The sequence below is a fragment of the Tardiphaga sp. GW821-FHT12E02 genome (genome assembly GCF_058807155.1).
Genome location: NZ_JBXAQK010000001.1, coordinates 1038136 through 1058808 on the forward strand (window position 1 = coordinate 1038136; position 20673 = coordinate 1058808).

The 20673-nt window shown below is 61.1% G+C and carries 24 protein-coding genes and 2 pseudogenes; 16 read left to right on the forward strand and 10 right to left on the reverse strand.

The annotated features are described in order from the left end of the window. Window positions 1-1215, forward strand: coding sequence for an acetate/propionate family kinase (locus AC1RQ5_RS04950; RefSeq protein ID WP_493197349.1), 1215 nt, complete (start codon window positions 1-3; stop codon window positions 1213-1215). Beyond that, window positions 1212-2003 carry an enoyl-ACP reductase FabI gene (fabI, locus tag AC1RQ5_RS04955; protein WP_493197351.1) on the forward strand — a complete coding sequence of 264 codons (792 nt, stop codon included), beginning with the start codon at window positions 1212-1214 and terminating at the stop codon, window positions 2001-2003. Before AC1RQ5_RS04950 ends, fabI begins: the two co-directional genes overlap by 4 nt. A 15-nt stretch (window positions 2004-2018) precedes the next feature. Here fabI and AC1RQ5_RS04960 read toward each other — a convergent pair whose 3' ends face one another. Together AC1RQ5_RS04960 and AC1RQ5_RS04965 are read right to left on the reverse strand one after the other, a co-directional pair. Continuing rightward, window positions 2019-2669, reverse strand: coding sequence for a 3-oxoacid CoA-transferase subunit B (locus AC1RQ5_RS04960; RefSeq protein ID WP_493197353.1), 651 nt, complete (start codon window positions 2667-2669; stop codon window positions 2019-2021). Window positions 2670-2672: 3 nt separating this feature from the next. Continuing rightward, the gene (locus AC1RQ5_RS04965; RefSeq protein ID WP_493203314.1) at window positions 2673-3320 is read right to left on the reverse strand and encodes a CoA transferase subunit A; all 648 of its coding nucleotides are present in this window, start codon (window positions 3318-3320) and stop codon (window positions 2673-2675) included. A 139-nt stretch (window positions 3321-3459) separates the two neighbouring features. Here AC1RQ5_RS04965 and AC1RQ5_RS04970 point away from each other — a divergent pair, with 139 nt between their 5' ends. Then, on the forward strand, window positions 3460-3918 hold the full coding sequence (locus tag AC1RQ5_RS04970; RefSeq protein ID WP_493197355.1) for a potassium channel family protein: 459 nt from the start codon (window positions 3460-3462) through the stop codon (window positions 3916-3918). Here AC1RQ5_RS04970 and AC1RQ5_RS04975 read toward each other — a convergent pair. Continuing rightward, a complete protein-coding gene (locus AC1RQ5_RS04975; protein WP_493197357.1) occupies window positions 3896-4579 on the reverse strand; it encodes a helix-turn-helix domain-containing protein in 684 nt (227 codons plus the stop codon). The genes AC1RQ5_RS04970 and AC1RQ5_RS04975 overlap by 23 nt on opposite strands. A gap of 258 nt (window positions 4580-4837) precedes the next feature. Here AC1RQ5_RS04975 and AC1RQ5_RS04980 point away from each other — a divergent pair, with 258 nt between their 5' ends. Next, window positions 4838-5473 (forward strand): response regulator transcription factor, encoded by a 636-nt coding sequence (locus AC1RQ5_RS04980; protein WP_493197359.1) that lies wholly within the window; start codon window positions 4838-4840, stop codon window positions 5471-5473. A gap of 9 nt (window positions 5474-5482) precedes the next feature. Here AC1RQ5_RS04980 and AC1RQ5_RS04985 read toward each other — a convergent pair whose 3' ends face one another. Continuing rightward, window positions 5483-6085, reverse strand: a complete 603-nt coding sequence (locus tag AC1RQ5_RS04985) for an invasion associated locus B family protein (protein ID WP_493197361.1) — start codon at window positions 6083-6085, stop codon at window positions 5483-5485. Between the two features lie 23 nt (window positions 6086-6108). Then, window positions 6109-7017, reverse strand: a complete 909-nt coding sequence (locus tag AC1RQ5_RS04990) for an alpha/beta hydrolase family protein (RefSeq protein WP_493197363.1) — start codon at window positions 7015-7017, stop codon at window positions 6109-6111. On the opposite strand from AC1RQ5_RS04990, the gene AC1RQ5_RS04995 reads away from it, so the two are divergent. Both AC1RQ5_RS04995 and AC1RQ5_RS05000 read left to right on the forward strand, forming a co-directional pair. After that, window positions 6993-7796, forward strand: a complete 804-nt coding sequence (locus tag AC1RQ5_RS04995) for a YoaK family protein (protein ID WP_493197365.1) — start codon at window positions 6993-6995, stop codon at window positions 7794-7796. The genes AC1RQ5_RS04990 and AC1RQ5_RS04995 overlap by 25 nt on opposite strands. A gap of 15 nt (window positions 7797-7811) precedes the next feature. Continuing rightward, window positions 7812-8899: pseudogene (locus AC1RQ5_RS05000) on the forward strand (SulP family inorganic anion transporter); the annotation flags it as partial. 1 nt (window position 8900) lies between these two features. On the opposite strand, the pseudogene AC1RQ5_RS05005 reads toward AC1RQ5_RS05000, so the two are convergent. From AC1RQ5_RS05005 to AC1RQ5_RS05015, 3 genes and pseudogenes are all read right to left on the reverse strand, one after another. Then, window positions 8901-9263: pseudogene (locus tag AC1RQ5_RS05005) on the reverse strand (sorbosone dehydrogenase family protein); the annotation flags it as partial. A gap of 374 nt (window positions 9264-9637) precedes the next feature. Next, the gene (locus AC1RQ5_RS05010; protein WP_493197367.1) at window positions 9638-10606 is read right to left on the reverse strand and encodes a tripartite tricarboxylate transporter substrate-binding protein; all 969 of its coding nucleotides are present in this window, start codon (window positions 10604-10606) and stop codon (window positions 9638-9640) included. A 76-nt stretch (window positions 10607-10682) separates the two neighbouring features. Further along, a complete protein-coding gene (locus AC1RQ5_RS05015; RefSeq protein ID WP_493197369.1) occupies window positions 10683-11756 on the reverse strand; it encodes a tartrate dehydrogenase in 1074 nt (357 codons plus the stop codon). A 197-nt stretch (window positions 11757-11953) separates the two neighbouring features. Between AC1RQ5_RS05015 and AC1RQ5_RS05020 the strand changes: the two genes are divergently transcribed. From AC1RQ5_RS05020 to AC1RQ5_RS05045, 6 genes are all read left to right on the forward strand, one after another. Then, window positions 11954-12859, forward strand: a complete 906-nt coding sequence (locus AC1RQ5_RS05020; RefSeq protein ID WP_493197371.1) for a LysR family transcriptional regulator — start codon at window positions 11954-11956, stop codon at window positions 12857-12859. 58 nt (window positions 12860-12917) lie between these two features. Beyond that, window positions 12918-13112 (forward strand): twin transmembrane helix small protein, encoded by a 195-nt coding sequence (locus AC1RQ5_RS05025; RefSeq protein ID WP_398482722.1) that lies wholly within the window; start codon window positions 12918-12920, stop codon window positions 13110-13112. 122 nt (window positions 13113-13234) lie between these two features. Next, the gene (locus AC1RQ5_RS05030) at window positions 13235-13807 is read left to right on the forward strand and encodes a cob(I)yrinic acid a,c-diamide adenosyltransferase (protein ID WP_493197373.1); all 573 of its coding nucleotides are present in this window, start codon (window positions 13235-13237) and stop codon (window positions 13805-13807) included. Window positions 13808-13948: 141 nt separating this feature from the next. Continuing rightward, a complete protein-coding gene (locus AC1RQ5_RS05035; protein ID WP_398482727.1) occupies window positions 13949-14698 on the forward strand; it encodes an electron transfer flavoprotein subunit beta/FixA family protein in 750 nt (249 codons plus the stop codon). Further along, window positions 14698-15630, forward strand: a complete 933-nt coding sequence (locus AC1RQ5_RS05040) for an electron transfer flavoprotein subunit alpha/FixB family protein (protein WP_493197375.1) — start codon at window positions 14698-14700, stop codon at window positions 15628-15630. The genes AC1RQ5_RS05035 and AC1RQ5_RS05040 overlap by 1 nt, the downstream gene beginning before the upstream one ends. 254 nt (window positions 15631-15884) lie before the next feature. Further along, a complete protein-coding gene (locus AC1RQ5_RS05045) occupies window positions 15885-16766 on the forward strand; it encodes a 3-hydroxybutyryl-CoA dehydrogenase (protein ID WP_398482731.1) in 882 nt (293 codons plus the stop codon). 104 nt (window positions 16767-16870) lie between these two features. Here AC1RQ5_RS05045 and AC1RQ5_RS05050 read toward each other — a convergent pair whose 3' ends face one another. Beyond that, window positions 16871-17266, reverse strand: a complete 396-nt coding sequence (locus AC1RQ5_RS05050; RefSeq protein ID WP_493197377.1) for a rhodanese-like domain-containing protein — start codon at window positions 17264-17266, stop codon at window positions 16871-16873. Between the two features lie 65 nt (window positions 17267-17331). Between AC1RQ5_RS05050 and ftrA the strand changes: the two genes are divergently transcribed. Next, window positions 17332-18327 carry a transcriptional regulator FtrA gene (ftrA, locus tag AC1RQ5_RS05055; RefSeq protein ID WP_493203315.1) on the forward strand — a complete coding sequence of 332 codons (996 nt, stop codon included), beginning with the start codon at window positions 17332-17334 and terminating at the stop codon, window positions 18325-18327. A gap of 116 nt (window positions 18328-18443) precedes the next feature. Here the strand turns inward: ftrA and AC1RQ5_RS05060 are convergent, their stop codons facing one another. Beyond that, a complete protein-coding gene (locus tag AC1RQ5_RS05060; protein WP_398482737.1) occupies window positions 18444-18827 on the reverse strand; it encodes a tautomerase family protein in 384 nt (127 codons plus the stop codon). Window positions 18828-18936: 109 nt separating this feature from the next. Between AC1RQ5_RS05060 and AC1RQ5_RS05065 the strand changes: the two genes are divergently transcribed. The 3 genes from AC1RQ5_RS05065 to AC1RQ5_RS05075 all read left to right on the forward strand — a co-directional run bounded on the left by AC1RQ5_RS05065 (window position 18937) and on the right by AC1RQ5_RS05075 (window position 20670). After that, a complete protein-coding gene (locus AC1RQ5_RS05065; protein ID WP_493197379.1) occupies window positions 18937-19788 on the forward strand; it encodes a LysR family transcriptional regulator in 852 nt (283 codons plus the stop codon). Window positions 19789-20085: 297 nt separating this feature from the next. Continuing rightward, window positions 20086-20412: a hypothetical protein gene (locus tag AC1RQ5_RS05070; protein ID WP_493197381.1), complete on the forward strand. Its 327-nt coding sequence runs from the start codon at window positions 20086-20088 to the stop codon at window positions 20410-20412. A 63-nt stretch (window positions 20413-20475) separates the two neighbouring features. Then, window positions 20476-20670, forward strand: a complete 195-nt coding sequence (locus AC1RQ5_RS05075) for a putative motility protein (protein WP_398482743.1) — start codon at window positions 20476-20478, stop codon at window positions 20668-20670. Window positions 20671-20673 lie beyond the last annotated feature (3 nt).

Below are 20673 nucleotides of genomic sequence, written 5' to 3' on the forward strand. Positions count from 1 at the left end.
ATGGATACAGTCCTCGTCGTCAATGCAGGCTCGTCCAGCGTCAAGTTCCAGGTCTTCTCGGTCGAGGGAGAGGGCGCCCTGCAACGGCGCATTAAGGGACAGATCGATGGAATCGGCAGTCGCCCGCGGTTGCGTGCAAGCGGTCAGAGTGGTGACCCGATGGCGGATCGCGCCTATCCGATCGAGGCCGTGGCCGATGTACCGGCGGCAATGACGGTCGCCGGTGCATGGCTGCGTAACGAACTCAACATCAATCCGGTCGCCGTCGGTCACCGGGTCGTCCATGGTGGGCCGGATCATGCACAGCCAGTCTTGATCGATCATGGGGTCGTGGCGAGGCTGGAAAGATACGTGTCGCTGGCGCCGCTGCACCAGCCACACAATTTGGCGCCGGTCAAAACGATTTTGAACAACTTTCCCGACCTTCCACAGGTCGCCTGTTTCGACACGGCCTTTCACCGTGAACACGATGCGTTGGCGGATCACTACGCCATTCCGCATCAACTTCATGCCGAGGGTATCAGGCGCTACGGCTTCCACGGCCTGTCCTATGAATACATCGCCAGGCGGTTGCCGCAAGTCGCGCCGGAGGTCGCTGGTGGTCGGGTGATCGTCGCGCATCTCGGCAGCGGCGCCTCCATGTGCGCCATCAGCGACGGAAAGAGCGTCGAGAGCACGATGGGCTTCACGGCGCTGGACGGCCTCGCTATGGGCACGCGCGCCGGGCAACTCGATCCCGGTGTGGTGCTCTACCTCATCGCGGAAAAAGGCATGTCGGTCTCGAAAGTCCAGGATTTCCTCTATCGCGACTGCGGCCTTAAGGGCCTTTCGGGGATCAGCAATGATATGCGCGAGCTCCAGACCAGCGAGGATCCGCACGCGGCATTTGCCGTAGAGTATTTTGTCTACCGAATTGGTCTCCATGCCGGCATGCTGGCTGCCGCGCTCCAGGGGCTCGACGCATTCGTATTCACGGCTGGGATAGGTGAGAATTCGGCGACGATCCGCGCTCGTATCGCGGCGCACCTCGCGTGGCTCGGCGTCACGCTGGATCCCGATGCCAACGCAGCGCATGCCAGTAGGATATCGGCGGCCGACAGCCGCGTTCCGGTCTATGTCATTCCGACCGATGAAGAACTGATGATCGCGCAGCATACACTGGCGCTGCTGGTGAACGCAAAGACCTCCGGCCAGAAGCGCGAGAGGGTGTCATGACCATCCCGTTGTTTCCCGAAGCCAGCGTCGCATTGAAGGGCAAGAAGGGGCTTGTGGTCGGAATTGCGAACGATCAGTCCATCGCATGGGGCTGCGCCAAGGCGTTCCGTGCGCTCGGTGCTGAAGTGGCTGTCACTTATCTCAACGATAAAGCCAGGAAGCATGTCGAGCCGCTGGCTAAGGCACTGGAGTCGCCCATCTTCATGCCTCTCGACGTGATGGCCGAGGGTGAGACGGAGAAGGTGTTCGAACAGATCGGCAGGGAATGGGGGCGTCTCGATTTCATGCTGCATTCCATCGCCTTCTCGCCGAGAGACACATTGCAAGGACGGGTGGTCGATGTGGATCGCGACGGATTCCAGAAGACCATGAATGTGTCGTGCTGGTCGTTGATGCGCATGGCGCATCTAGCAGAGCCGCTCATGATGAATGGCGGAACAATCTTCACCATGACCTATTACGGCAGCCAGATGGTGGTGAAGAACTACAATGTCATGGGCGTTGCCAAGGCGGCGCTGGAAGCTGCGGTGCGCTACATCGCGGCAGAACTCGGTCCCAAAGGCATCCGTGTCCATGCAATTTCGCCGGGTCCGCTGGCGACTCGCGCCGCATCCGGCATTCCCGAATTCGATGAACTTATGGACAAGGCCCAGTTGGAGGCGCCGGCACGCACCCTCGTGAGCATCGATGATGTCGGGCGAGCGACAGCATTCCTCGCGCTCGACGGCGCCAAACTGATGACCGGCGGTGTGCTCTATGTCGATGGCGGCTATCACATTATCGATTGATGAAGCGGGCCGACCTCATAGACACATCACCGGGACCTGATCCGGGATCACCAGTTCCGCCTCGGTCACTGCCAGGACTTCGGCAATGGTAACGCCCGGAGCGGTTTCCTGCAGCATTGCGCGGCCACCCGGAAATGCGATAACCGCCAGTTCTGTGACGACGAGATCGATCGGCCGTGCCGATGTCAGCGGTAAATTGCATCGGACGACGATTTTCGACTTCCCCTTGGCGGCATGCTGCATGGCGACGATGACGCGCTTGGCGCCGCTGACGAGATCCATGGCGCCTCCCATCCCCGGCACCATCTTGCCCGGGATCATCCAGTTTGCCACGCGTCCGGAGGAATCGACCTGGAGGCCGCCAAGCACAGTAAGATCGACATGACCGCCGCGGATCAGGCCGAACGATGTTGCGCTGTCGAAGGTCGCGGCGCCGGGTAGGGCGCTGATCGGCTTGCCGCCTGCATCGGTGAGTAGCGGATGCGCTATGCCTTGCTCGGGGATCGGTCCAGTGCCTATCAGGCCGTTCTCGGATTGGAAATAGACGTGCAACCCTACCGGCACGTAACTCGTGACCAAGGTTGGAATGCCAATGCCGAGATTGACAAGATTGCCCGGTCGGAGCTCCTTCGCTACCCGGCGGGCGATGACGGTCTGCGCGTCCATGATTCACCCATTCGCGACGAGATAATCTACCAAAGGTCCAGGCGTCATTACGTGGTCTGGAGCGATGACACCGACCGGCACGATATGCTCGGCTGTGACGATCACAGTGTCGGCTGCCATTGCCATCACCGGATTGAAGTTGCGAGCAGTCAGAGCGTAGGACAGGTTGCCGGCGTAGTCGGCAAGGAAAGCCTGAACTAGCGCAAAATCAGCACGCAAGGCGGTCTCAAGCAGATAAGTTTTGCCGCCGACATCGATCGTCTGCTTGCCTTCCGCAACAAGCGTCCCGACGCCGGTCGGGGTGAGAACACCGCCTAGTCCGTGTCCCCCGGCGCGAATACGTTCGGCAAAAGTGCCTTGAGGCACGAGATCGACAACGATCTGATTGCCGAGCATCTGTTGCTGGACCTTCCCGTTAAGTCCGATATGGGTCGCGATCATCCGCGCGACCTGCGCCCCCTCGAACAATTTTCCGACGCCTTTCCCAGGCGTGGCCGCATCATTGCTGATGAGGCACAGATGCGACTTCTTCTGCCGCACCAGTTCATCGAGCAAGCGTTCCGGCGTGCCGACACCCATGAAGCCGCCGACCATGACGCTGGCGCCGGTCGGGATCAGTGCGATGGCCTCGGCGAGGGAAACAGCCTTCATCCTCAAGCTCCGATCAACGGCAATGAAGAAGCAGATATGTTGCGGCGTGATCCGCGTGCTCCCTTGATCTGGGTCAAGCTCCTCGGGCAATTTGCTTATGGAGATGGCGAGGATCTCTGATCGCAGACGAGGCAGAACGATGGCGCTTCAGTTTCTGGTTGGGTCGCTACTGACCGTGATCACGATCATCATCCATGCACTGGTGACGGTTGGAGCGGTGGGCATTGCGCGAACTGCAGGATTGCAGCACACGCTGCGGCCGAAGCTCCATCTCATGATGGTGATGGTCGTGGTGGCGGCTGTCTTGATGATTGCTCATACCCTGGAAGTGATGACTTGGGCCGTGACCTTCGCGATCGTCGGCGCCGCGCCGCATGGCAGCGATCTGCTCTATTTCGCTTTCGTGAATTATACCACGCTCGGCTACGGTGACATCGTGCCGGTGCCGGCCTGGCGGCTGATCGGGCCGATGACCGCCATGAACGGCGTACTGATGTTCGGCTGGTCAGCCGCGGTACTGTTCGAGGTATTGCGCAAGACGCTGGATCATCTCGCCGCCATCGGTGCGCCCGGCTTTAGCTTGGCAGATCGAATCTAGCGAGGCGGACACGATCCAGCAGCACGATCTGACGCTGCGTGGTACCTTTAAAGCCCAGAGCGCCGAGGGCCTGCAGCCGGGACAACACGCGCGAAACTGTCTCGAGCGTTAAGCCGAGATAGTCAGCGATATCGCGTCGGGACATGGGCAGCGCAAGAATCCCGGTCGGGGTGAGGCGCTTATCCATTTCGAGGAGGAATGCGGCGACACGCTCTAGAGATGTCTTGCGGCCGAGCAGGAGCATGTGGTCTTCGGCGTGCTGCAGATTGCTGGTTGTCATGCTGAGCAGATTGCGCGCGACCATCGCGTCGCTCTCAGCCACAATCTCTAAACTTTGTCTCTTAATGAGTCGAACCGTGGTGTCCACGATCGCTTCGGCAGTGAAGCGATGCTCTGCACCGTTCTCCAGTCCAAAAATATCGCCGGCGAGGTGAAATGCCCCGATCTGTCGGCGGCCGTCGGCAAGTAGCTTATGGCTGCGGACCGCGCCAGACTTTACTTGATAGATATATTCTGCCGGCTCTTTCTCACCATAAATCTCCGATCGTTTCTTGTAGGTGAACTCATTTAAGCTAACGAGCGGATGTGTGGTACTATCCAGACCAAGCGCGTGAAGCGCGTTTGGACGGGATGGCGGGTTCATTGTTGAACGAGAGAACATGGACCAATCCCCCATCGTTACCCGACAATCTTCGGCGATGTTCTGCACTGCAATGTAGAGCGAGGCGATGATATTTCTCGCGCCAAGGTAGATTTAAAGGTAGAATGACGATGTCGGCCATTGTCTCAAGGTACATAGCACCAAGGTACAACATAACTCGGCATAATCGGAGAGACGCGCGTCACAGCCCACGAGCGTTCGTTTCGATGTCGCTGCCGTAAGTGAAATCGCTATCGATCATTGGGAGTTCTAAATCTCATGAGCGTCGTCCATGTTGTTGATGACGATGTTTCTTATCGCAATGCGATTCAGCGGCGGCTGAAAGTGGAGGGATATGATGTCGTCGTCTACGAATCGGCGGCGCAGTTGCTGGATTGCCTTCCAGATTTGGCTATACCCGGCTGCATATTGCTAGACGTGCAAATGCCTGGATTCACTGGACCGGAGCTGCACAGTATCTTAATTGAGCGGGGATTTAACATACCGGTCATATTCGTTTCTGCACATATGGAGTCTGCAACCATCGTGAAGGCAATCAAGTCTGGTGCAGAAGACTTTCTGATCAAGCCAGTGACGTCGAGGCAATTAATCGATGCGATCGCACGCGCCCTATCACGTCAAGAAATGGAAAACGTGCGCCAAAGCGAGCGCGCGTCGTTTCGCAAGCGCGTGGCGTCTCTTACGCCGCGAGAGTGGCAGGTGTTCGATTCTATGGTGCGTGGCAAAATGAACAAACAGATTGCTTACGATCTGGGAACGACTGAGCGCACCATCAAAGCGCATCGCCATAAAGTGATGGAGAAGATGCAGGCCGCTTCGTTCGCCGATTTGGTTTCCAGCGCAGAACGCGTCGGCATGAGGACGACAGCGAGTCGTAATTCTTGCGCAGATTAATTTCGGCAGTTATTCGTCGATATCCTGCTTGTAGGTCTGAGAGGGAGGTCCGTCATATGTTGTCGCGAAAGATGCGAGCGGTACTGACGTGGTCAGCAGCAGTAGGCTCGAATCCGTGAAGCGGAGCTGCAGGATGCGGCCCGTCTGTAAGTCGCTCATAAGGGATGGTGAGGCGATAGCACCTGCGATGCAGGCATTGGCCATGCACCACGTATAAGGCAGCCGATGAGGTCCGCTTCGGTCGATGATAAGCTCGACCTGATTTGGCAGATACATTCCGACGGGAGAGAAGATCTGCATTCGCTTGACCGTATCGCCTTCGCGCTCGATCACATCGAGCCGCACAGCCATTTGTCCTGTTGGAAAGGTGCCGGTGATCGAGGTGCGGCATAGCGTCGTTGCGCCGCCCGGGCTGAAGCAGAGCTTTGTCCATTTGCCAAAGGTGACGTCCGTCACGTCGCGCTGGCCGCGTGGTTTCATGATGTCACCTGACGGGGCGAAGTTTGGAGTTTGCGCTGCGGCCGAATGGCTGAAGAGGGCGGCCATCAGCAGCGCATGTGGCAGCAGACCTGCGTAATTGCGGTGCAGGCTGTGGGGGGATGGGGATGTCATGGGCACTCCAGCGATTGACGCACCTATTTTCGGTCATTCAGGAAGCGCGACACCAGCGGCGACCAGATCGGAATGGCCTCCGGCGAGCCGATGAAGAAGTGCCCCTCGTTGCCGAATGGCGGTAACAAGTAATATTCGGCGTTGCCTCCTGCCTCCGTGAAGGCCGTATGCATGCGCCGCGAGAGCATCGGGCCGAAGAACGTATCGTTCTCGATATAGATCCACAGCATCGGAATCCGCGACGTGCGGCCGAACTCGGCCGTGGCCTCGACGAGCCGATCAGGCGCACAGTTATTGTTGGGCTTGCCGTCGACCCGGCCGCCGCGCCCCGCTGCGAACGTGATGATCGCCTTCACCGGCGCTGGATTGACGCTTGACAAGGCGATCGACGCCCAGCCGCCCGCGGATTGACCGATGACGATCACGTCGTTTGGTAAGGTTCTCTTCTCGGTCGTGAAATAATCGATGATCCAAAGATTGACCTTGGCGATGGCAAGGCCTGCGTCGCTAAAATTAGGATTTCTGCATGCGCCAATTTTGGAAAAGAACGGTCCGTAGACACCGCGTTCGGGAATGTCGATAGCCGATGCACCGTAGCCGCTTCCAACCGGCGCCACTACCAGATAGCCGCGCCTGGCAAACCACTTAGCTGCGTCGCGAAATTCGACGAGCGGAAAGAAGCCTCGGTCCGTCGGGTTGAGCGCAACGCCGTGTGTCATGATGGCTAGCGGGAAGGGACCATTGCCGACGGGGTGGACCACATAGGCGAGCATCGGCAAGGGCAAAGGTAAGGCCCAGACCTGCTCTTGAATCCGCAGATCACCTACTTGAGCAGGCGCCTCGGCGGCTAAAGTGACGACACGTAGCAACACCGCCGCTGCGATCACGTAGCAGAATGCGCTTATGCGTGCACTGGCCCGAAGTTGAAGCATTTGTGGAGTTGAGGGCCACTGCGTCGAAAACGATTGATTCAGATCAACAGGTCGATGCCGAAGCGGCGTTTTCTGTTCCGATGTGGGTGAGGATCCATGAAGCGAGTATCGACGATCCGCCGATGCGTCGTGAAGAGACCCTGTCGGCGGCGCTGCTGCTGGGCTTCGCCGGCGGTTATCTCGATGCCTATACCTGGATCAGTCACGGTATTTTGGCGAATGCGCAGACGGCCAATCTGGTTTTCTTATGGGTGAATGCAACGGCCGGGAAGTGGAAGGAGGCCTTTCACTTCGTACCGTCCCTTTTTGCTTTCATGGTCGGCGTGGTGATCGCCGCGTATCTGCGGCGTGCCGCTGGCCCTCGTGCGGGGCCGATCGGCATTCTCATCGAGATCGCCGTTCTCATTCTTGTCGGCGTGCTGCACAACCGGTTGCCCGATGTCGCAGGTACGCTCGGTGTGTCCATGGTCGCTGCAGTACAGACATCGCTGTTCACCAAAGTGGAGGGCGCAAACTACAGCTCTGTGATGATCACTGGCAATCTTCGTCAGTCGATCGAAGGAGCGGTGGCGCTTATCGCGGGAGATTCGGAGGTCGGCCTGCTGCGGAAATCATGCATCTTCATTGCGGTTTGCGCCACCTTCGGCACAGGCGCGGCGGTCGGCGCCTTCGTCACCGAGAGAACGTCGTGGCTGACACTGGCCGTCCCTGTCGCGGTGCTGTCGCTGGCTCTCGCGCGTTGTGGATGGTTTCGCAGCGGTTCTGCGGGCGCGAATTGATCGGAGGAAGCGGGCGTGAGCTGGCAATCGATCTTTCCTCCGGCAAAGTGGCTCGCCGGATACCGCTCCGGGTGGTTGCGCCACGATATGGTTGCAGGCGTCACGCTTGCTGCCTACGCGGTCCCGGTGTCACTTGCTTACGCGGCGTTGGCAGGGTTGCCGCCACAGGTCGGGATCTACGGCTATTTACTGGGCGGGATCGGATACGCGCTTTTGGGATCGTCGCGGCAGCTAGCTGTCGGACCGACATCCGCAATTTCACTGATGATCGTGGCAACAGTCAGCGGCCTCGCTGCCGGTGACGCTATGCGCTACGCGCAGATAGCTAGCGTTGCAGCCCTGGCGGTGGCCTGCCTTTGTGTGATCTGCTGGACGCTGCGGCTGAGCATGCTGGTGCGTCTTATCAGCGACACCATTCTTGTTGGCTTTAAGGCCGGTGCTGGACTCACCATTATGATGTCGCAACTGCCGGGTCTGTTCGGTTTGGCGGGCGGCGGCCGCAATTTCTTCGATCGCCTCCTGACGCTTATCGGACAACTCGGTCACATCCACTGGATCGTGCTGGCGGTCGGGCTCGTTGCGTTGCTGCTGCTCCAGACCGAGCGCCTGCTGCCCGGCCGCCCGGTCGGCCTTGTCGTGGTTGTACTTTCAGTCGTCGCCGCAACCATGCTCGGCCTTCCGACGCTCGGCGTTCCTGTCACCGGCGAGATTCCGAAGGGGCTACCGAGCATGGCCGTTCCGACCTTCGGGCTGCTGGAATTCGACGAAATGTTTCCTCTCGCGGCCGGAATCATGTTGCTTGCCTATGTGGAGGGCGTCGCTGCGGCTCGCAGCTTCGCCGCCAAGCATGGCGAGACGATTGATGTCCGACAGGATTTCTCGGGCTTGCCGCGGCGAATGTCGTGGTGGCATTCGGCCACGGCTATCCCGTCGCTGGCGGATTGTCGCAATCTGCCGTCAACGATCAGGCCGGCGCGAAGACGCCACTTGCTCTCATCGTCTGCTCGATGACTCTCGCGATCTGCCTTCTGTTCCTCACCGATATCTTCACCAATCTGCCCAAGGCCGTGTTGGCTGCGATCGTCTGCACGGCGGTCTATCGACGGCGCGGCGCATGGTGGCCTGCATGGCATAGCTGAACAGGCTGCCGATGCGGGTCGCCACTTGCGTGGCTTCGGCAATCAGCACGTCGCCATTGGGCAGCACGCTGATCCAGCGCGGATGCTTCAGGCCGGTGGCGAAGGCATTGACCTTGAGGCCCGGCGCCACAGTGGGTTTCTGGCCGGGATCCCAGCCGCGTGCGGTGGGCATCTTCAGCGTGGGGATGGCGCCTTGCGGTTTCGCTTCGGGAAACACGGGGGCATGGCCCCAGGCCGGCGCCGGCGTGTCGCCCTGGGCGCGGCGCCACAAGACGGCGCCCGCGCCGATCAGTGCGACCACGCGCGCGAATGTGCTGGTTAGTGACATGCAAGTCCCCCGGAAGATCGGGCCGAAGCGGCCAATGGGAGAGGTTATAGATCAATTTCCCGATACGGAAATGTCATGACACCCGTGCATTGCGGCCCACCCTTCGAGACGCTCGCCTGCGGCGAGCTCCTCAGGGTGAGGGAAGAGTTTGCGGAAGCAAACCCACTCCACCCCTCATGGTGAGGAGCGCGCCCCTTGGCGCGCGTCTCGAACCATGAGCTGGTGGGCATCAATCCGTGAACTGCCCGCTTGGCTCCGCCGTCATTGCGAGGAGCGTAGCGACGAAGCAATCCAGTTCTTGGCTTCTGGATTGCTTCGCCCTGAAGAATTGGCTTTGCCAATTCTTCAGGGCTCGCAATGACGGAAAGCGACGATCAATCCGCGAACTGCCCGCTCGCCTTGATGATCGGCGCCCAGCGATCCACCTCGCTGTCGAGCTGCTTCTTGAGCGCGGCCGGCGTCGCCTGGTCCTGCGGCACCGGGTCGGTGTTGATGTCGTTGAAGCGCTTGATCAGCTCGGGATCGCGCAGCGACTCCTGCAGCACCTTGGCGAGCTTCTGCACCACATCATCCGGCGTGCCCTTCGGCGCATAGATGCCGTGCCAGGCGCCTGCTTCGAAGCCTTTCAGTCCGGCTTCGTCCGCGGTGGGCAGATCCGGCATCGACGACAGTCGCGTCTTGGTGGTGATGGCATAGGCTTTCACCAGCTTGCCGTTGATCGGCCCGGTGGTGTTGGTGGTCTGGTCGCAAGTGAGGTCGATCTGGCCGGCGATCAGGTCGTTCATGACCGGGCCGTTGCCCTTGTAGGGTACCGCAAGCACCTGCTTGTCGATGGCATTCATGAACATTAGGCCGCAGAGCTGCGATGCGGCGCCGAGGCCGGCATTGCCGAAGGTCATCTTGTCGCCATTGGCCTTGATATAGGTGATCAGCTCGGCAAGGTTGTTCGGCGGCAGGTTCGGCCGCGCGATGATGGTCATCGGCGCATTGGTGACGAGGCCGATCGGCGCGAACGCGGTCTTGGTGTCGTAAGGCAGCTTGCGATACAGCGTCGCCGCGGTGGAAATGCCGATGTGATGGATCAGGAGCGTGTAGCCATCGGGCTCGGCGCGTGCCGCACGCGCAGCGGCGATGGTGCCGCCGGCGCCGGTGGCGTTTTCGATGATGATGGTCTGCCCGAGAATTTTCGACATGGTCGCGGCGGTGACGCGTGCGACAGTGTCGGTGGCGCCGCCCGCGGCGAACGGCACCAGCATGGTGATCGGTTTGCTGGGATAGCCCTGCGCGAAGGCGGCGGTGCTTGCGAGCGTCAATGCAAAGGCAAGTGTGGCGGTGATTTTCATCGTATCCTCCCGGACTATTGATTTTGTTTTATGGAAGACGATCGCCCCGGTGATGGTCGGGGCGATCGGACATGCGTCAGACGTTCGAGCTGTGGATCGCGTCCACCACGGCGTCGGTGACTTCTTTCGTTGTCGCCTTGCCGCCGACATCCGGCGTGATGATGCCTGCTTCGCACACCTTCTCCACGGCGCGCATGAGGCGCGCTGCCGCATCGGGCTCGCCGAGATGCTCGAGCATCTGCGCCGCGGTCCAGAAGCTGGCGACGGGATTGGCAATGCCCTTGCCGGTGATATCGAAGGCCGAGCCATGGATCGGCTCGAACATCGAGGGGAAGCGGCGCTCCGGATCGATATTGGCGGTGGGCGCCACGCCGAGGCTTCCGGCCAGCGCGCCGGCGAGATCGGACAGAATGTCGGCGTGAAGATTGGTGGCGACGATGGTGTCGAGGCTCTGTGGCTTCAGCGTCATGCGCACGGTCATCGCATCGACAAGCATCTTGTCCCAGGTGACATCCGGAAATTCCTTCGAGACTTCTTCCGCGATCTCGTCCCACATCACCATGCCATGGCGCTGCGCGTTGGACTTGGTGACGACCGTTAGAAGCTTGCGCGGGCGCGACTGCGCCAGCTTGAAGGCGTAGCGCATGATGCGCTGCACGCCGACGCGGGTGAAGATCGCGACTTCGGTACCGACTTCCTCCGGCAGGCCGCGATGCACGCGGCCGCCGCAGCCGGCATATTCGCCCTCGGAGTTCTCGCGCACGATCACCCAGTCGAGATCGCCGGCCTCGACACCGCGCAGCGGCGAGGTGATGCCGGGCAGGATCTTGGTCGGGCGGACATTGGCGTATTGGTCAAAGCCCTGGCAGATCGGCAGGCGCAGGCCCCACAGCGTGATGTGGTCGGGCACGTCGGGCGCGCCGACGGCGCCGAAATAGATGGCATCGAACTTTTTCAGCTGCGCCGGTCCGTCGGCCGGCATCATCACGCCGTGCTTGCGGTAATAGTCCGAGCCCCAGTCGAAGGTGGTGACATTGAAGGCGACGTCGCCGACGCGCTTCTGCAGCGCTTCCAGCACGCGGGTGCCGGAGGCGATGACTTCGGGGCCAATCCCGTCGGCCGGAATGGCCGCGATGGAATATTCACGCATGGAGTGTCTCTGCTGGTGAAGAAAAGATGCGCCACCCTGCAGCCGAGCCAGATGTGGCTCAATCGCGTTTGATTATATAAATAAATGAGATAATGGAATGTAGGGCGGATGAGGCGAAGCCGTCATCCGCCGTGGAGTTTCAACTTTGAATTCGGCCGGCGGATGACGCTGCGCTCATCCGCCCTACGAGGGGCTTCATGGATCTTCACCAACTCCGCTGCTTCGTCACCGCTGCCGATGAGCTTCATTTCGGCCGTGCGGCGCAGCGGCTGGAGATGATGCCGTCGGCGCTTGGCCGCCATATCCGCCTGCTGGAGGACGATCTCGGCACGCGCCTGCTCACGCGCACCACGCGCAGCGTCGCGCTGACCGATGATGGTGCGGCCTTTCTCAAACAGGCGCGCGATCTGCTCGGCCAAGCCGATCAACTTGCAGCGTCGTTCCGCGAACGCGTGCGCGCCCGTGCGGCGACCATCCGGGTCGGTGCCATCGACAGCGCTGCAGCCGGGTTGATACCGGCATTGCTGCATGACCTGCGTGCGCGGCATCCCGAGGTGACGGTGAAGCTCGTGGAGGACAAGACCATCCGCCTGTTGCCGCGGCTGCTGTCCGGCCGGCTCGATCTCGCTTTCGTGCGGCCGCCGGTGAGTGCAGACAAGCGCATCGATTTCATGCCGCTATTTCACGAGACCGCTGTCGTGGTGCTGTCCGAACGGCATCCGTTGGGGCAAAGAAAGCGTCTGACCATTGCCGATATTGCTGATGAGCCGTTGATCGTGCCGGAACGGCGTTCGCGTCCACATAGTCATGATCTGACGATGAAGCTGTTCGCAGAGGCAGGGTTGGATGCGAATGTGGTGCAGATCGCCGATGAGAAGCAGACCATCGTCAATCTCGTCGCGGCCGAGATCGGCGTCGCCATCGTGCCACGCTGGACTCAGCGGATGGCGGCGCGGGGTGTTTGTTACGTGCCGTTGAAGGTGTCCGAGATGCGTCGCTTGCCGCTCGCAGCGGCGTGGATACGCGGGACACGCGATCCCATGCGGGATGATGTGCTCGCGATGTTGCAGGGCAATCTGGAGCGCTATGCGAAAGAGGCGTGAGATTCATCCGGTTCCGCGGGGATGGCATCAGCCCATTCGCGATGCTATCTAGCAACCCATGGGATCATTTCTCTCCACCTTCATCCTTCCGATCGCCCTCGGTGCCGTAACGCTGGTGTTGCTGCTGGGCTTGTTCAACATGATGCGCGGTGGTTCGCCGAACCGCTCGCAACAGCTGATGCGCTGGCGCGTGATGCTGCAGTTCGTCGCCATCGTGCTGACCATGGCGACGCTGTTCTTCCTGGGGCGGTGATCGTAGGATGGGTTGAGCGTCTTCGCGAAGACCCATCATTCCGTCGATTGCGGCAGGCTCGGCCGATGGGTTATCGCTGCGCTCAACCCATCCTACAGGGCTAGAGATAATCGGATTTCTGCATGGTCGTTCTCAACAAGATCTACACCCGCACCGGCGATGACGGCACCACGGCGCTCGGCACCGGGGAGCGGCGGCCGAAATACGATCTGCGCGTCTCCGCCTATGGCACCGTGGATGAGACCAACGCCGCCATCGGCGTGGTCCGTCTGCATCTTGCGCACGCGCCCGAGCTCGACCGCATGCTTGGCCTGATCCAGAACGACCTGTTCGATCTCGGTGCCGATCTCGCGGTTCCGCAGCGCGAGGGCAAGGCGGAGCGGCTGCGGCTGCTCGCCAGCCAGGTCGAGCGGCTGGAGCGCGATATCGACACGCTGAACGCATCGCTGGCCGAACTCACTTCCTTCATCCTGCCCGGTGGAACCCCGGCCGCGGCCCATCTGCATGTGGCGCGCACGGTTTGCCGCCGCGCGGAACGGATGATGGTGGAACTCGCTGCCAATCCCGACGAACCCGTCTCCGATGCTGGCATCCAGTATATGAACCGGCTGTCGGATTTCCTGTTCGTGGCCGGTCGTTCAGAGAACGACAATGGCGCCCGCGATGTGCTCTGGGTGCCCGGCGCCAACCGGTAATCCGGCGGGTAAAAATACCGCGCCTAGAGCCCTTCGATTTTCAGGTCTGGCGCGTTGACCCCGGTTGGCGGGCGCTCTAGGTTCCGCGCCAAGCCAGCTTCAAAAGCTGCACTTACTCAAAATTCAACCGAAAGAGGATCGATGAAGGTTCTGGTACCGGTCAAGCGGGTGGTCGATTACAACGTCAAGGTTCGCGTCAAGAGCGACGGATCGGGCGTCGAACTCGCCAACGTGAAGATGTCGATGAATCCGTTCGACGAAATCGCCGTCGAGGAAGCCCTGCGTCTGAAGGAAGCCGGCAAGGCGACGGAAGTTGTCGTCGTGTCCATCGGGCCGCAACAGGCCACCGAGACACTGCGCACCGGTCTCGCCATGGGCGCCGATCGCGGCATCCTGGTGAAGGTCGACGGCACCGTCGAGCCGCTCGCCGTCGCCAAGATCCTCACGAAGATTGCCGAAGAAGAAAAGCCGGGCCTCATCATTCTCGGCAAGCAGGCGATCGACGACGACTCGAACCAGACCGGCCAGATGCTCGCCGCATTGCTCGGCTGGGCCCAGGCAACCTTCGCCAACAAACTCGTGGTCGAGGGCGACGATGTCACCGTGACCCGTGAAGTCGATGGCGGCCTGCAGACCGTGAAGGTCAAGGCACCGGCGATCGTCACCACCGATCTTCGTCTCAACGAGCCGCGTTACGCCTCGCTGCCGAACATCATGAAGGCGAAGAAGAAGCCGATCGACGAAAAGACGGCCGATGCGCTCGGCGTCGATGTCGCGCCGCGTCTCGAAGTCATCAAGACCTCGGAGCCCGCAGGCCGCAAGGCTGGCGTCAAGGTCAAGGACGTCGCCGAACTGGTGTCGAAGCTCAAGACCGAAGCCGGGGTGCTCTAATGGCTATTCTTCTTCTCGCCGATCACGACAACGCCTCGCTCAAGGACTCCACCAACAAGGTGCTGACCGCCGCCACCGAAATCGGTGGTGACGTGCATGTGCTGGTGGCCGGTCAGAACGCCAAGCCTGCTGCGGAAGCCGCTGCCAAGCTGAACGGTGTCGCCAAGGTTCTGCTCGCGGACAACGAAGCCTATGCCCATGATCTCGCCGAGCCGCTGGCTGCGCTGATCGTGAAGCTGGCGCCGGCCTATGATGTGATCATCGCGGCCGCCACCACGCGCTCGAAGAACACCCTGCCGCGCGTGGCAGCTTTGCTCGACGTGGCGCAGATCTCGGAAATCACCAAGGTCGTCGCGCCCGACACGTTCGAGCGTCCGATCTATGCCGGCAATGCGATCCAGACCGTGAAGTCGAAGGATGCCAAGAAGGTCATCACCGTCCGCACCTCCACCTTTGCCGCTGCCGGCGAAGGCGGTAGCGCGTCGGTGGAAGACACCGCGGCGGCCGAGAATCCCGGCCTGTCGACCTTCGTCAGCGAGGACATGGCCAAGAGCGATCGTCCGGAACTGACCTCGGCGAAGATCATCGTCTCCGGTGGCCGCGCCATGCAGAGCCGCGAGAACTTCACCAAGTATATCGAGCCGCTCGCCGACAAGCTCGGTGCCGGCGTCGGCGCCTCGCGCGCCGCGGTGGATGCCGGCTATGCGCCGAACGACTGGCAGGTCGGCCAGACCGGCAAGGTCGTGGCTCCGGAGCTCTATGTCGCCATCGGCATTTCCGGCGCCATCCAGCATCTCGCCGGCATGAAGGACTCCAAGGTGATCGTCGCGATCAACAAGGACGAAGACGCGCCGATCTTCCAGGTCGCGGATTACGGCCTGGTGGCAGATCTCTACCAGGCGGTGCCGGAACTGACCGACGCGCTGAAGTAAGGCTCATTTTTGTCGTCACCCGGCCGTGCGCGCAATTGCGCGCTAGGACCGGGTGACCCAGTAGACACCGAAGTCGCGGTGTTTACTGGATTGCCCGGCCAAGCCGGGCAATGACAGGGGGAGTTTCAAAGCCACACCATCCCGCAAATTAACGACATCGGCCGGAGTACCTGACTCCGGCCGGTTTTTTATGGCATGATGCGCTCTTCCTGCTGCGCGGTGCGCGGCATCCAGGTTTCTCAGATAAAGACAAGATGGCGGTTATGATCAAGAAAGTCGGCGTGATCGGCTCGGGCCAAATGGGCAACGGCATCGCGCATGTCGCGGCACTCGGTGGCTTCGATGTGGTGCTGAACGACGTCTCAGCCGATCGCCTGAAGTCCGCGATGGCCACCATCACCGGCAACCTGACCCGTCAGGTCTCCAAGAAGCTGATCACCGAAGACGCCAAGAAGGGTGCGCTCGAGCGCATCTCGCTGGTCGATACGCTGGAAGAGCTCGGCAGCTGCGATCTCGTGATCGAATCCGCGGTCGAGAAGGAAGAGACCAAGCGCAAGATCTTTTCGGATCTTTGTGCGGTGCTGAAGCCGGAGACCATCGTCGCCTCCAACACCTCGTCGATCTCGATCACGCGCCTGGCGGCCTCCACGGATCGCCCGGAAAAGTTCATCGGCATTCACTTCATGAATCCGGTGCCTGTGATGGAGCTGGTCGAGCTGATCCGCGGCATCGCCACCGATGATGCGACTTTCGAGTCGTCGAAGGAATTCGTCAGCAAGCTCGGCAAGCAGATCGCCGTCTCGGAAGATTTCCCGGCCTTCATCGTCAATCGTATCCTGCTGCCGATGATCAACGAGGCGATCTACACGCTGTATGAAGGCGTTGGTAACGTCGAAGCCATCGACATGGCGATGAAGCTCGGCGCGCATCATCCGATGGGGCCGCTCGAACTCGCCGATTTCATCGGCCTCGATACGTGTCTGTCGATCATGCAGGTGCTGCATGAGGGCCTCGCGGACTCGAAGTATCGTCCGTGCCCGCTGCTGGTGAAATATGTCGAAGCCGGCTGGCTCGGCCGCAAGACCCAGCGTGGCTTCTACGACTATCGCGGCGAGAAGCCGGTACCGACGCGGTGATATTTCGTAGGATGGGTTGAGCGCAGGCGCGACAGCGCCGGAGCGATACCCATCGCCGCATGCTCCGTGCTTGTTGTGATGGGTATCGCTTCGCTCAACCCATCCTACGGGAGCTGCGCCAACTCAAACCCTTCATCCACCCATCCCGTGATCCCGCCGGCCATGATCTTGACCGGCAGTCCCAGCTCCGCGAGCCGCAAGGCGCCGCGGGCGGCGCCGTTGCAATGCGGGCCGGCGCAATAGGTCACGAAGATCGTCCCCTCCGGCCATTCGCCCATCTTCGAGCGCACGATCTTGCCGTGCGGCAGGTTGATCGCCCCCGGCACATGGCCGCGGGCAAATAGCGCAGGGCCGCGGACATCGAGCAGCACGAAATCGGCGCCCTTGCTGAGTGAGTCATGGACATCCCAGCAATCAGTCTCGAAGCTGAATTCAGCGGCGAAATGCTCCGCGGCAAGCGCGCTTGGGGCAGGCGGGATGGCGGTGACGGCTGTGGTCATGGCGGCTCTCCTTTGCCCGCCAGATCAGCGTTCCCGCGCCCATCTTGCAATTGGCGCGAATGACAATGTACGTAAAGATCATGCCAAACCGCACCGGACCCTTGGTGGCCGCGCTTTTGTATGACGGCCTCTGCACCTTCGAATTCGGCGTCGTCGCCGAGATCTTCGGCCTTTCCCGGCCGGAACTGGGGCCGGGCTGGTACCGGTTCGCAAGTTGCGCGATTGAGGACGGCCCCCTGCGTGCCCATGGCGGATTTTCGATCACCGCCGATTGCGGGCCGGAGACGATCGACGAAGCCGATATCATCGTTGTCCCTGGCTGGCGCGGCGTCGATCACCCCGTGCCTGACGCGTTGTGCGACAAGCTCCGCGCTGCCCATGCCCGCGGTGCGCGGCTGGCCTCGCTCTGTTCCGGCGCTTTCGTCCTGGCCGCGACCGGCTTGCTCTCAGGCGGCACCGCGACGACGCATTGGCGCTACGCCGAAAAACTCCGCCAGCGCCATCGCGATATCGTCGTCGATGACGCCTCGCTTTATCGCGTGCATGACCGCGTCTACACCGCGGCTGGAAGTGCGGCCGGGATCGATCTCCTGATCGAGATCGTCCGTCAGGACTTTGGACCGGCGGCCGCGAACTCAGTGGCGCGCCGTCTCGTGATGCCCGCGCATCGCACCGGCGGGCAGGCGCAATTCCTCGAGCGCCCGGTGGCGATCCGTGACGGGCTGGAGATCGCGCCGCTGCTGGACCGTGTTCGCGCCGATCTCGCGAGCACGTGGAGTGTGGCGCGCATGGCAGGGCAGGCGCGCATGAGCCCGCGCACCTTCCTCCGCCGCTTCTTCGAGGCGACAGCGCAGACGCCCGGCGACTGGCTCGCCGCCGAGCGCGTCAATGAAGCGAAACGCCTGCTGTGCCAGGGGCAGGCTGATATGGAGACGATCGCAATGGCCGTCGGCTTCGGCAGCGCGCACACGCTCCGCCATCACTTCCGCGGCAAGGTCGGTCTCAGTCCGGGCGATTATCGTGCGCGCTTCATGAGCGAAGCACCAGCCGCAACATCGTGATTGTTACGGATTGAGCATCCGCATCACCTGCACGACGCCCGGCACCATCGTCATGATCGTCGCCATGCCCATGGCGACACCGCACAACTGCGCGACCACCATCTCGCGCAGCGTAATCATGTCACATACTGCGCGACGCCGTGGCCGAACGACCAGTTCTCCGGCAGCACCTCGACGAGATTGATGAAGATGTCTTCTGGCCGCAGGCCGGGTTTGTCGGTCAGCTTCTCGACGATCCGCTTGTAGAGCGCCTGCTTCTGCTCGCGCGCGCGCGTGTTGCTGACGGTGGCCTGGATGATGACCAGGGCGTCGCTGCGCTGGATGCCCATGTAAGTGGGGTCGTAGATGAAGTCGCCGTCGCCATGCTCGTGGATGGTGACGAAGCGGTCGTTCTCCGGGACGTTGAACGTCTCGCGCAACGCCTCATAGACGCCATCGGCAATGGCGGCGCGATGCGCCTGCGACGTGCCCTTTTGCAGTGAAATGCGGATCAGCGGCATCGTGGTCTCCTGTCGATCAATCTCGATGACGAAAATCTAGCGCCGCATTGATCATTGGAAAATGATATGAAATAATATTTCAATGATAACGATTTGAAATGGTTGGCCAATGAAGACGCTCGACATCGAAGCCGTGCAGGCCTTCGTGCTGGTGGCCGACCTCACCAGTTTCACCCGCGCTGCCGAGGCGATGGGAAGTACCCAGTCTGCCATCAGCCTCAAGATCAAGCGGCTGGAAAGCGGACTCGGCAAGCGGCTTCTGGACCGGACGCCGCGGCTGGTGAAACTGTCAGCCGAGGGCGCCGCTTTTCTCGGTTCGGCGCGCAACCTCGTGGCGGCGCATCAGTCGGCCATCGGTTCCTTCACGGCTGAGCGCCGGCGGCTGGTGGTCGGAATCAGCCATCATCTCGTCGGCGCAGATCTGGCTGATGTCCTCAAGCGCATGAACGAAACGGACCCGTCGCTGGTCATCGAATTGCGGATCGAGACATCGCGTGTCCTGCTGTCAGCCTATGACGCCGGGGATCTCGATGCGGCGATCGTGCTGCGCATCGACAAGCGACGCGGTGACGGCGAGGTCCTGATGGAAGAGCCATTTGGCTGGATGGGCGCGCCGGATTTTCGGCATACGCCCGGCGAGCCGCTGCGCCTCGCGGCGCAATCCGCACCATGCACGGTGCGTGCGGCTGCAATCACAGCACTCGATGCAGCGGGTATTCCATGGACCGAGGCTTTTGTCGGCGGCGGCGTGGCGACCATCGGCGCGGCGATCTCAGCTGGTCTTGCGGTGGGGGCGCTGGTCCGCCGTGTGGCTCCTGCCGGCAGCATCGATCTCGGTCCGCGCCTTGGCCTGCCGAAATTGCAGGATGCCGAGACGATGCTGCATTCCAGTCTGACAGATGCCCGCGCCCGCAGCGCGCTGCGGACACTGGGCGCGGCGTTCAGGGCGGCGAGTGCCTGACATTTCCTTAAAGTTGCATCATATATTATAATACCCCATAGGTTATCCGGTTCTGGAAACCGGCGAACGAGCGTATGTTTCGGCAGGATCAATGGATTGTCGAGCTGCGTGACGTCCAGAGCAAAACGTTGCTTGTCGAGGTCTGGACACTTGCCGGCAGGATCGAGATCATGGGCGAGGTGGAGCGCGTTGGACGCGTTCTCTATGTCACTGGTACGCATATCAATGGGCCGAGACCCGAGGTGCTCGGTCGAAGCGGACTGAATGCCATTGGGCAGACGCTTATGGAGGCCGCTGATGTCGATGAAATTGTCATTGAAGGAAGCACTCGCACGACAGGCCGAATGGCGGGACGCGCCCCCCGAACCATCAGATTCCCGCACACCTAATGTCTGGATAACGCCGGTCTACATTCCAAAGACAATCTCGCTGGCGAAGGCGATGATGACGTTCGGTGTTCGCCTGACCGTTGCCCACGACGCCATCAATCGCCTTGCTGCGCGTGAAACCATCGCGATGGCGATCCCCGGCGACATCACCGCCATCGCCGCCGTGCTGGAACCCTACGGAGTGACTGTCACAGCCTATGAGTCCGCTGATACGCCGGCGTCCCTCGCGCGTTGAGACTCAGTTTTCGTTAACCCCGCATCGCTATACCGTCCGCACCATGTTTCGGAGTGTTTCGTGATGGATATGGCTCTTGTCGCCAGCGTGATGGCCATGAAGGCTGCGGGAACGCAGCAGCAGATCGCAACCTCGGTCATGAAGCAGAATGCCGACATGGAAAAAAACACCGTGCTGACGTTGCTCGGTGGTGCCCAGCAATCCTCGCAGGCCAATCTTGGCGCCGGCGTCGGTGGCAATCTCGATATCGCCGCCTAAGGC

Excerpts from the sequence above, each read along its gene's own strand:
- AC1RQ5_RS04950 (WP_493197349.1), top strand. The coding sequence starts at position 1 with ATGGATACAGTCCTCGTCGTCAATGCAGGCTCGTCCAGCGTCAAGTTC.
- fabI (WP_493197351.1), top strand. The coding sequence starts at position 1,212 with ATGACCATCCCGTTGTTTCCCGAAGCCAGCGTCGCATTGAAGGGCAAG.
- AC1RQ5_RS04960 (WP_493197353.1), bottom strand. The coding sequence starts at position 2,669 with ATGGACGCGCAGACCGTCATCGCCCGCCGGGTAGCGAAGGAGCTCCGA.
- AC1RQ5_RS04965 (WP_493203314.1), bottom strand. The coding sequence starts at position 3,320 with ATGAAGGCTGTTTCCCTCGCCGAGGCCATCGCACTGATCCCGACCGGC.
- AC1RQ5_RS04970 (WP_493197355.1), top strand. The coding sequence starts at position 3,460 with ATGGCGCTTCAGTTTCTGGTTGGGTCGCTACTGACCGTGATCACGATC.
- AC1RQ5_RS04975 (WP_493197357.1), bottom strand. The coding sequence starts at position 4,579 with ATGTTCTCTCGTTCAACAATGAACCCGCCATCCCGTCCAAACGCGCTT.
- AC1RQ5_RS04980 (WP_493197359.1), top strand. The coding sequence starts at position 4,838 with ATGAGCGTCGTCCATGTTGTTGATGACGATGTTTCTTATCGCAATGCG.
- AC1RQ5_RS04985 (WP_493197361.1), bottom strand. The coding sequence starts at position 6,085 with ATGACATCCCCATCCCCCCACAGCCTGCACCGCAATTACGCAGGTCTG.
- AC1RQ5_RS04990 (WP_493197363.1), bottom strand. The coding sequence starts at position 7,017 with ATGCTTCAACTTCGGGCCAGTGCACGCATAAGCGCATTCTGCTACGTG.
- AC1RQ5_RS05010 (WP_493197367.1), bottom strand. The coding sequence starts at position 10,606 with ATGAAAATCACCGCCACACTTGCCTTTGCATTGACGCTCGCAAGCACC.
- AC1RQ5_RS05015 (WP_493197369.1), bottom strand. The coding sequence starts at position 11,756 with ATGCGTGAATATTCCATCGCGGCCATTCCGGCCGACGGGATTGGCCCC.
- AC1RQ5_RS05020 (WP_493197371.1), top strand. The coding sequence starts at position 11,954 with ATGGATCTTCACCAACTCCGCTGCTTCGTCACCGCTGCCGATGAGCTT.
- AC1RQ5_RS05025 (WP_398482722.1), top strand. The coding sequence starts at position 12,918 with ATGGGATCATTTCTCTCCACCTTCATCCTTCCGATCGCCCTCGGTGCC.
- AC1RQ5_RS05030 (WP_493197373.1), top strand. The coding sequence starts at position 13,235 with ATGGTCGTTCTCAACAAGATCTACACCCGCACCGGCGATGACGGCACC.
- AC1RQ5_RS05035 (WP_398482727.1), top strand. The coding sequence starts at position 13,949 with ATGAAGGTTCTGGTACCGGTCAAGCGGGTGGTCGATTACAACGTCAAG.
- AC1RQ5_RS05040 (WP_493197375.1), top strand. The coding sequence starts at position 14,698 with ATGGCTATTCTTCTTCTCGCCGATCACGACAACGCCTCGCTCAAGGAC.
- AC1RQ5_RS05045 (WP_398482731.1), top strand. The coding sequence starts at position 15,885 with ATGGCGGTTATGATCAAGAAAGTCGGCGTGATCGGCTCGGGCCAAATG.
- AC1RQ5_RS05050 (WP_493197377.1), bottom strand. The coding sequence starts at position 17,266 with ATGACCACAGCCGTCACCGCCATCCCGCCTGCCCCAAGCGCGCTTGCC.
- ftrA (WP_493203315.1), top strand. The coding sequence starts at position 17,332 with ATGTACGTAAAGATCATGCCAAACCGCACCGGACCCTTGGTGGCCGCG.
- AC1RQ5_RS05060 (WP_398482737.1), bottom strand. The coding sequence starts at position 18,827 with ATGCCGCTGATCCGCATTTCACTGCAAAAGGGCACGTCGCAGGCGCAT.
- AC1RQ5_RS05065 (WP_493197379.1), top strand. The coding sequence starts at position 18,937 with ATGAAGACGCTCGACATCGAAGCCGTGCAGGCCTTCGTGCTGGTGGCC.
- AC1RQ5_RS05070 (WP_493197381.1), top strand. The coding sequence starts at position 20,086 with ATGTCGATGAAATTGTCATTGAAGGAAGCACTCGCACGACAGGCCGAA.
- AC1RQ5_RS05075 (WP_398482743.1), top strand. The coding sequence starts at position 20,476 with ATGGATATGGCTCTTGTCGCCAGCGTGATGGCCATGAAGGCTGCGGGA.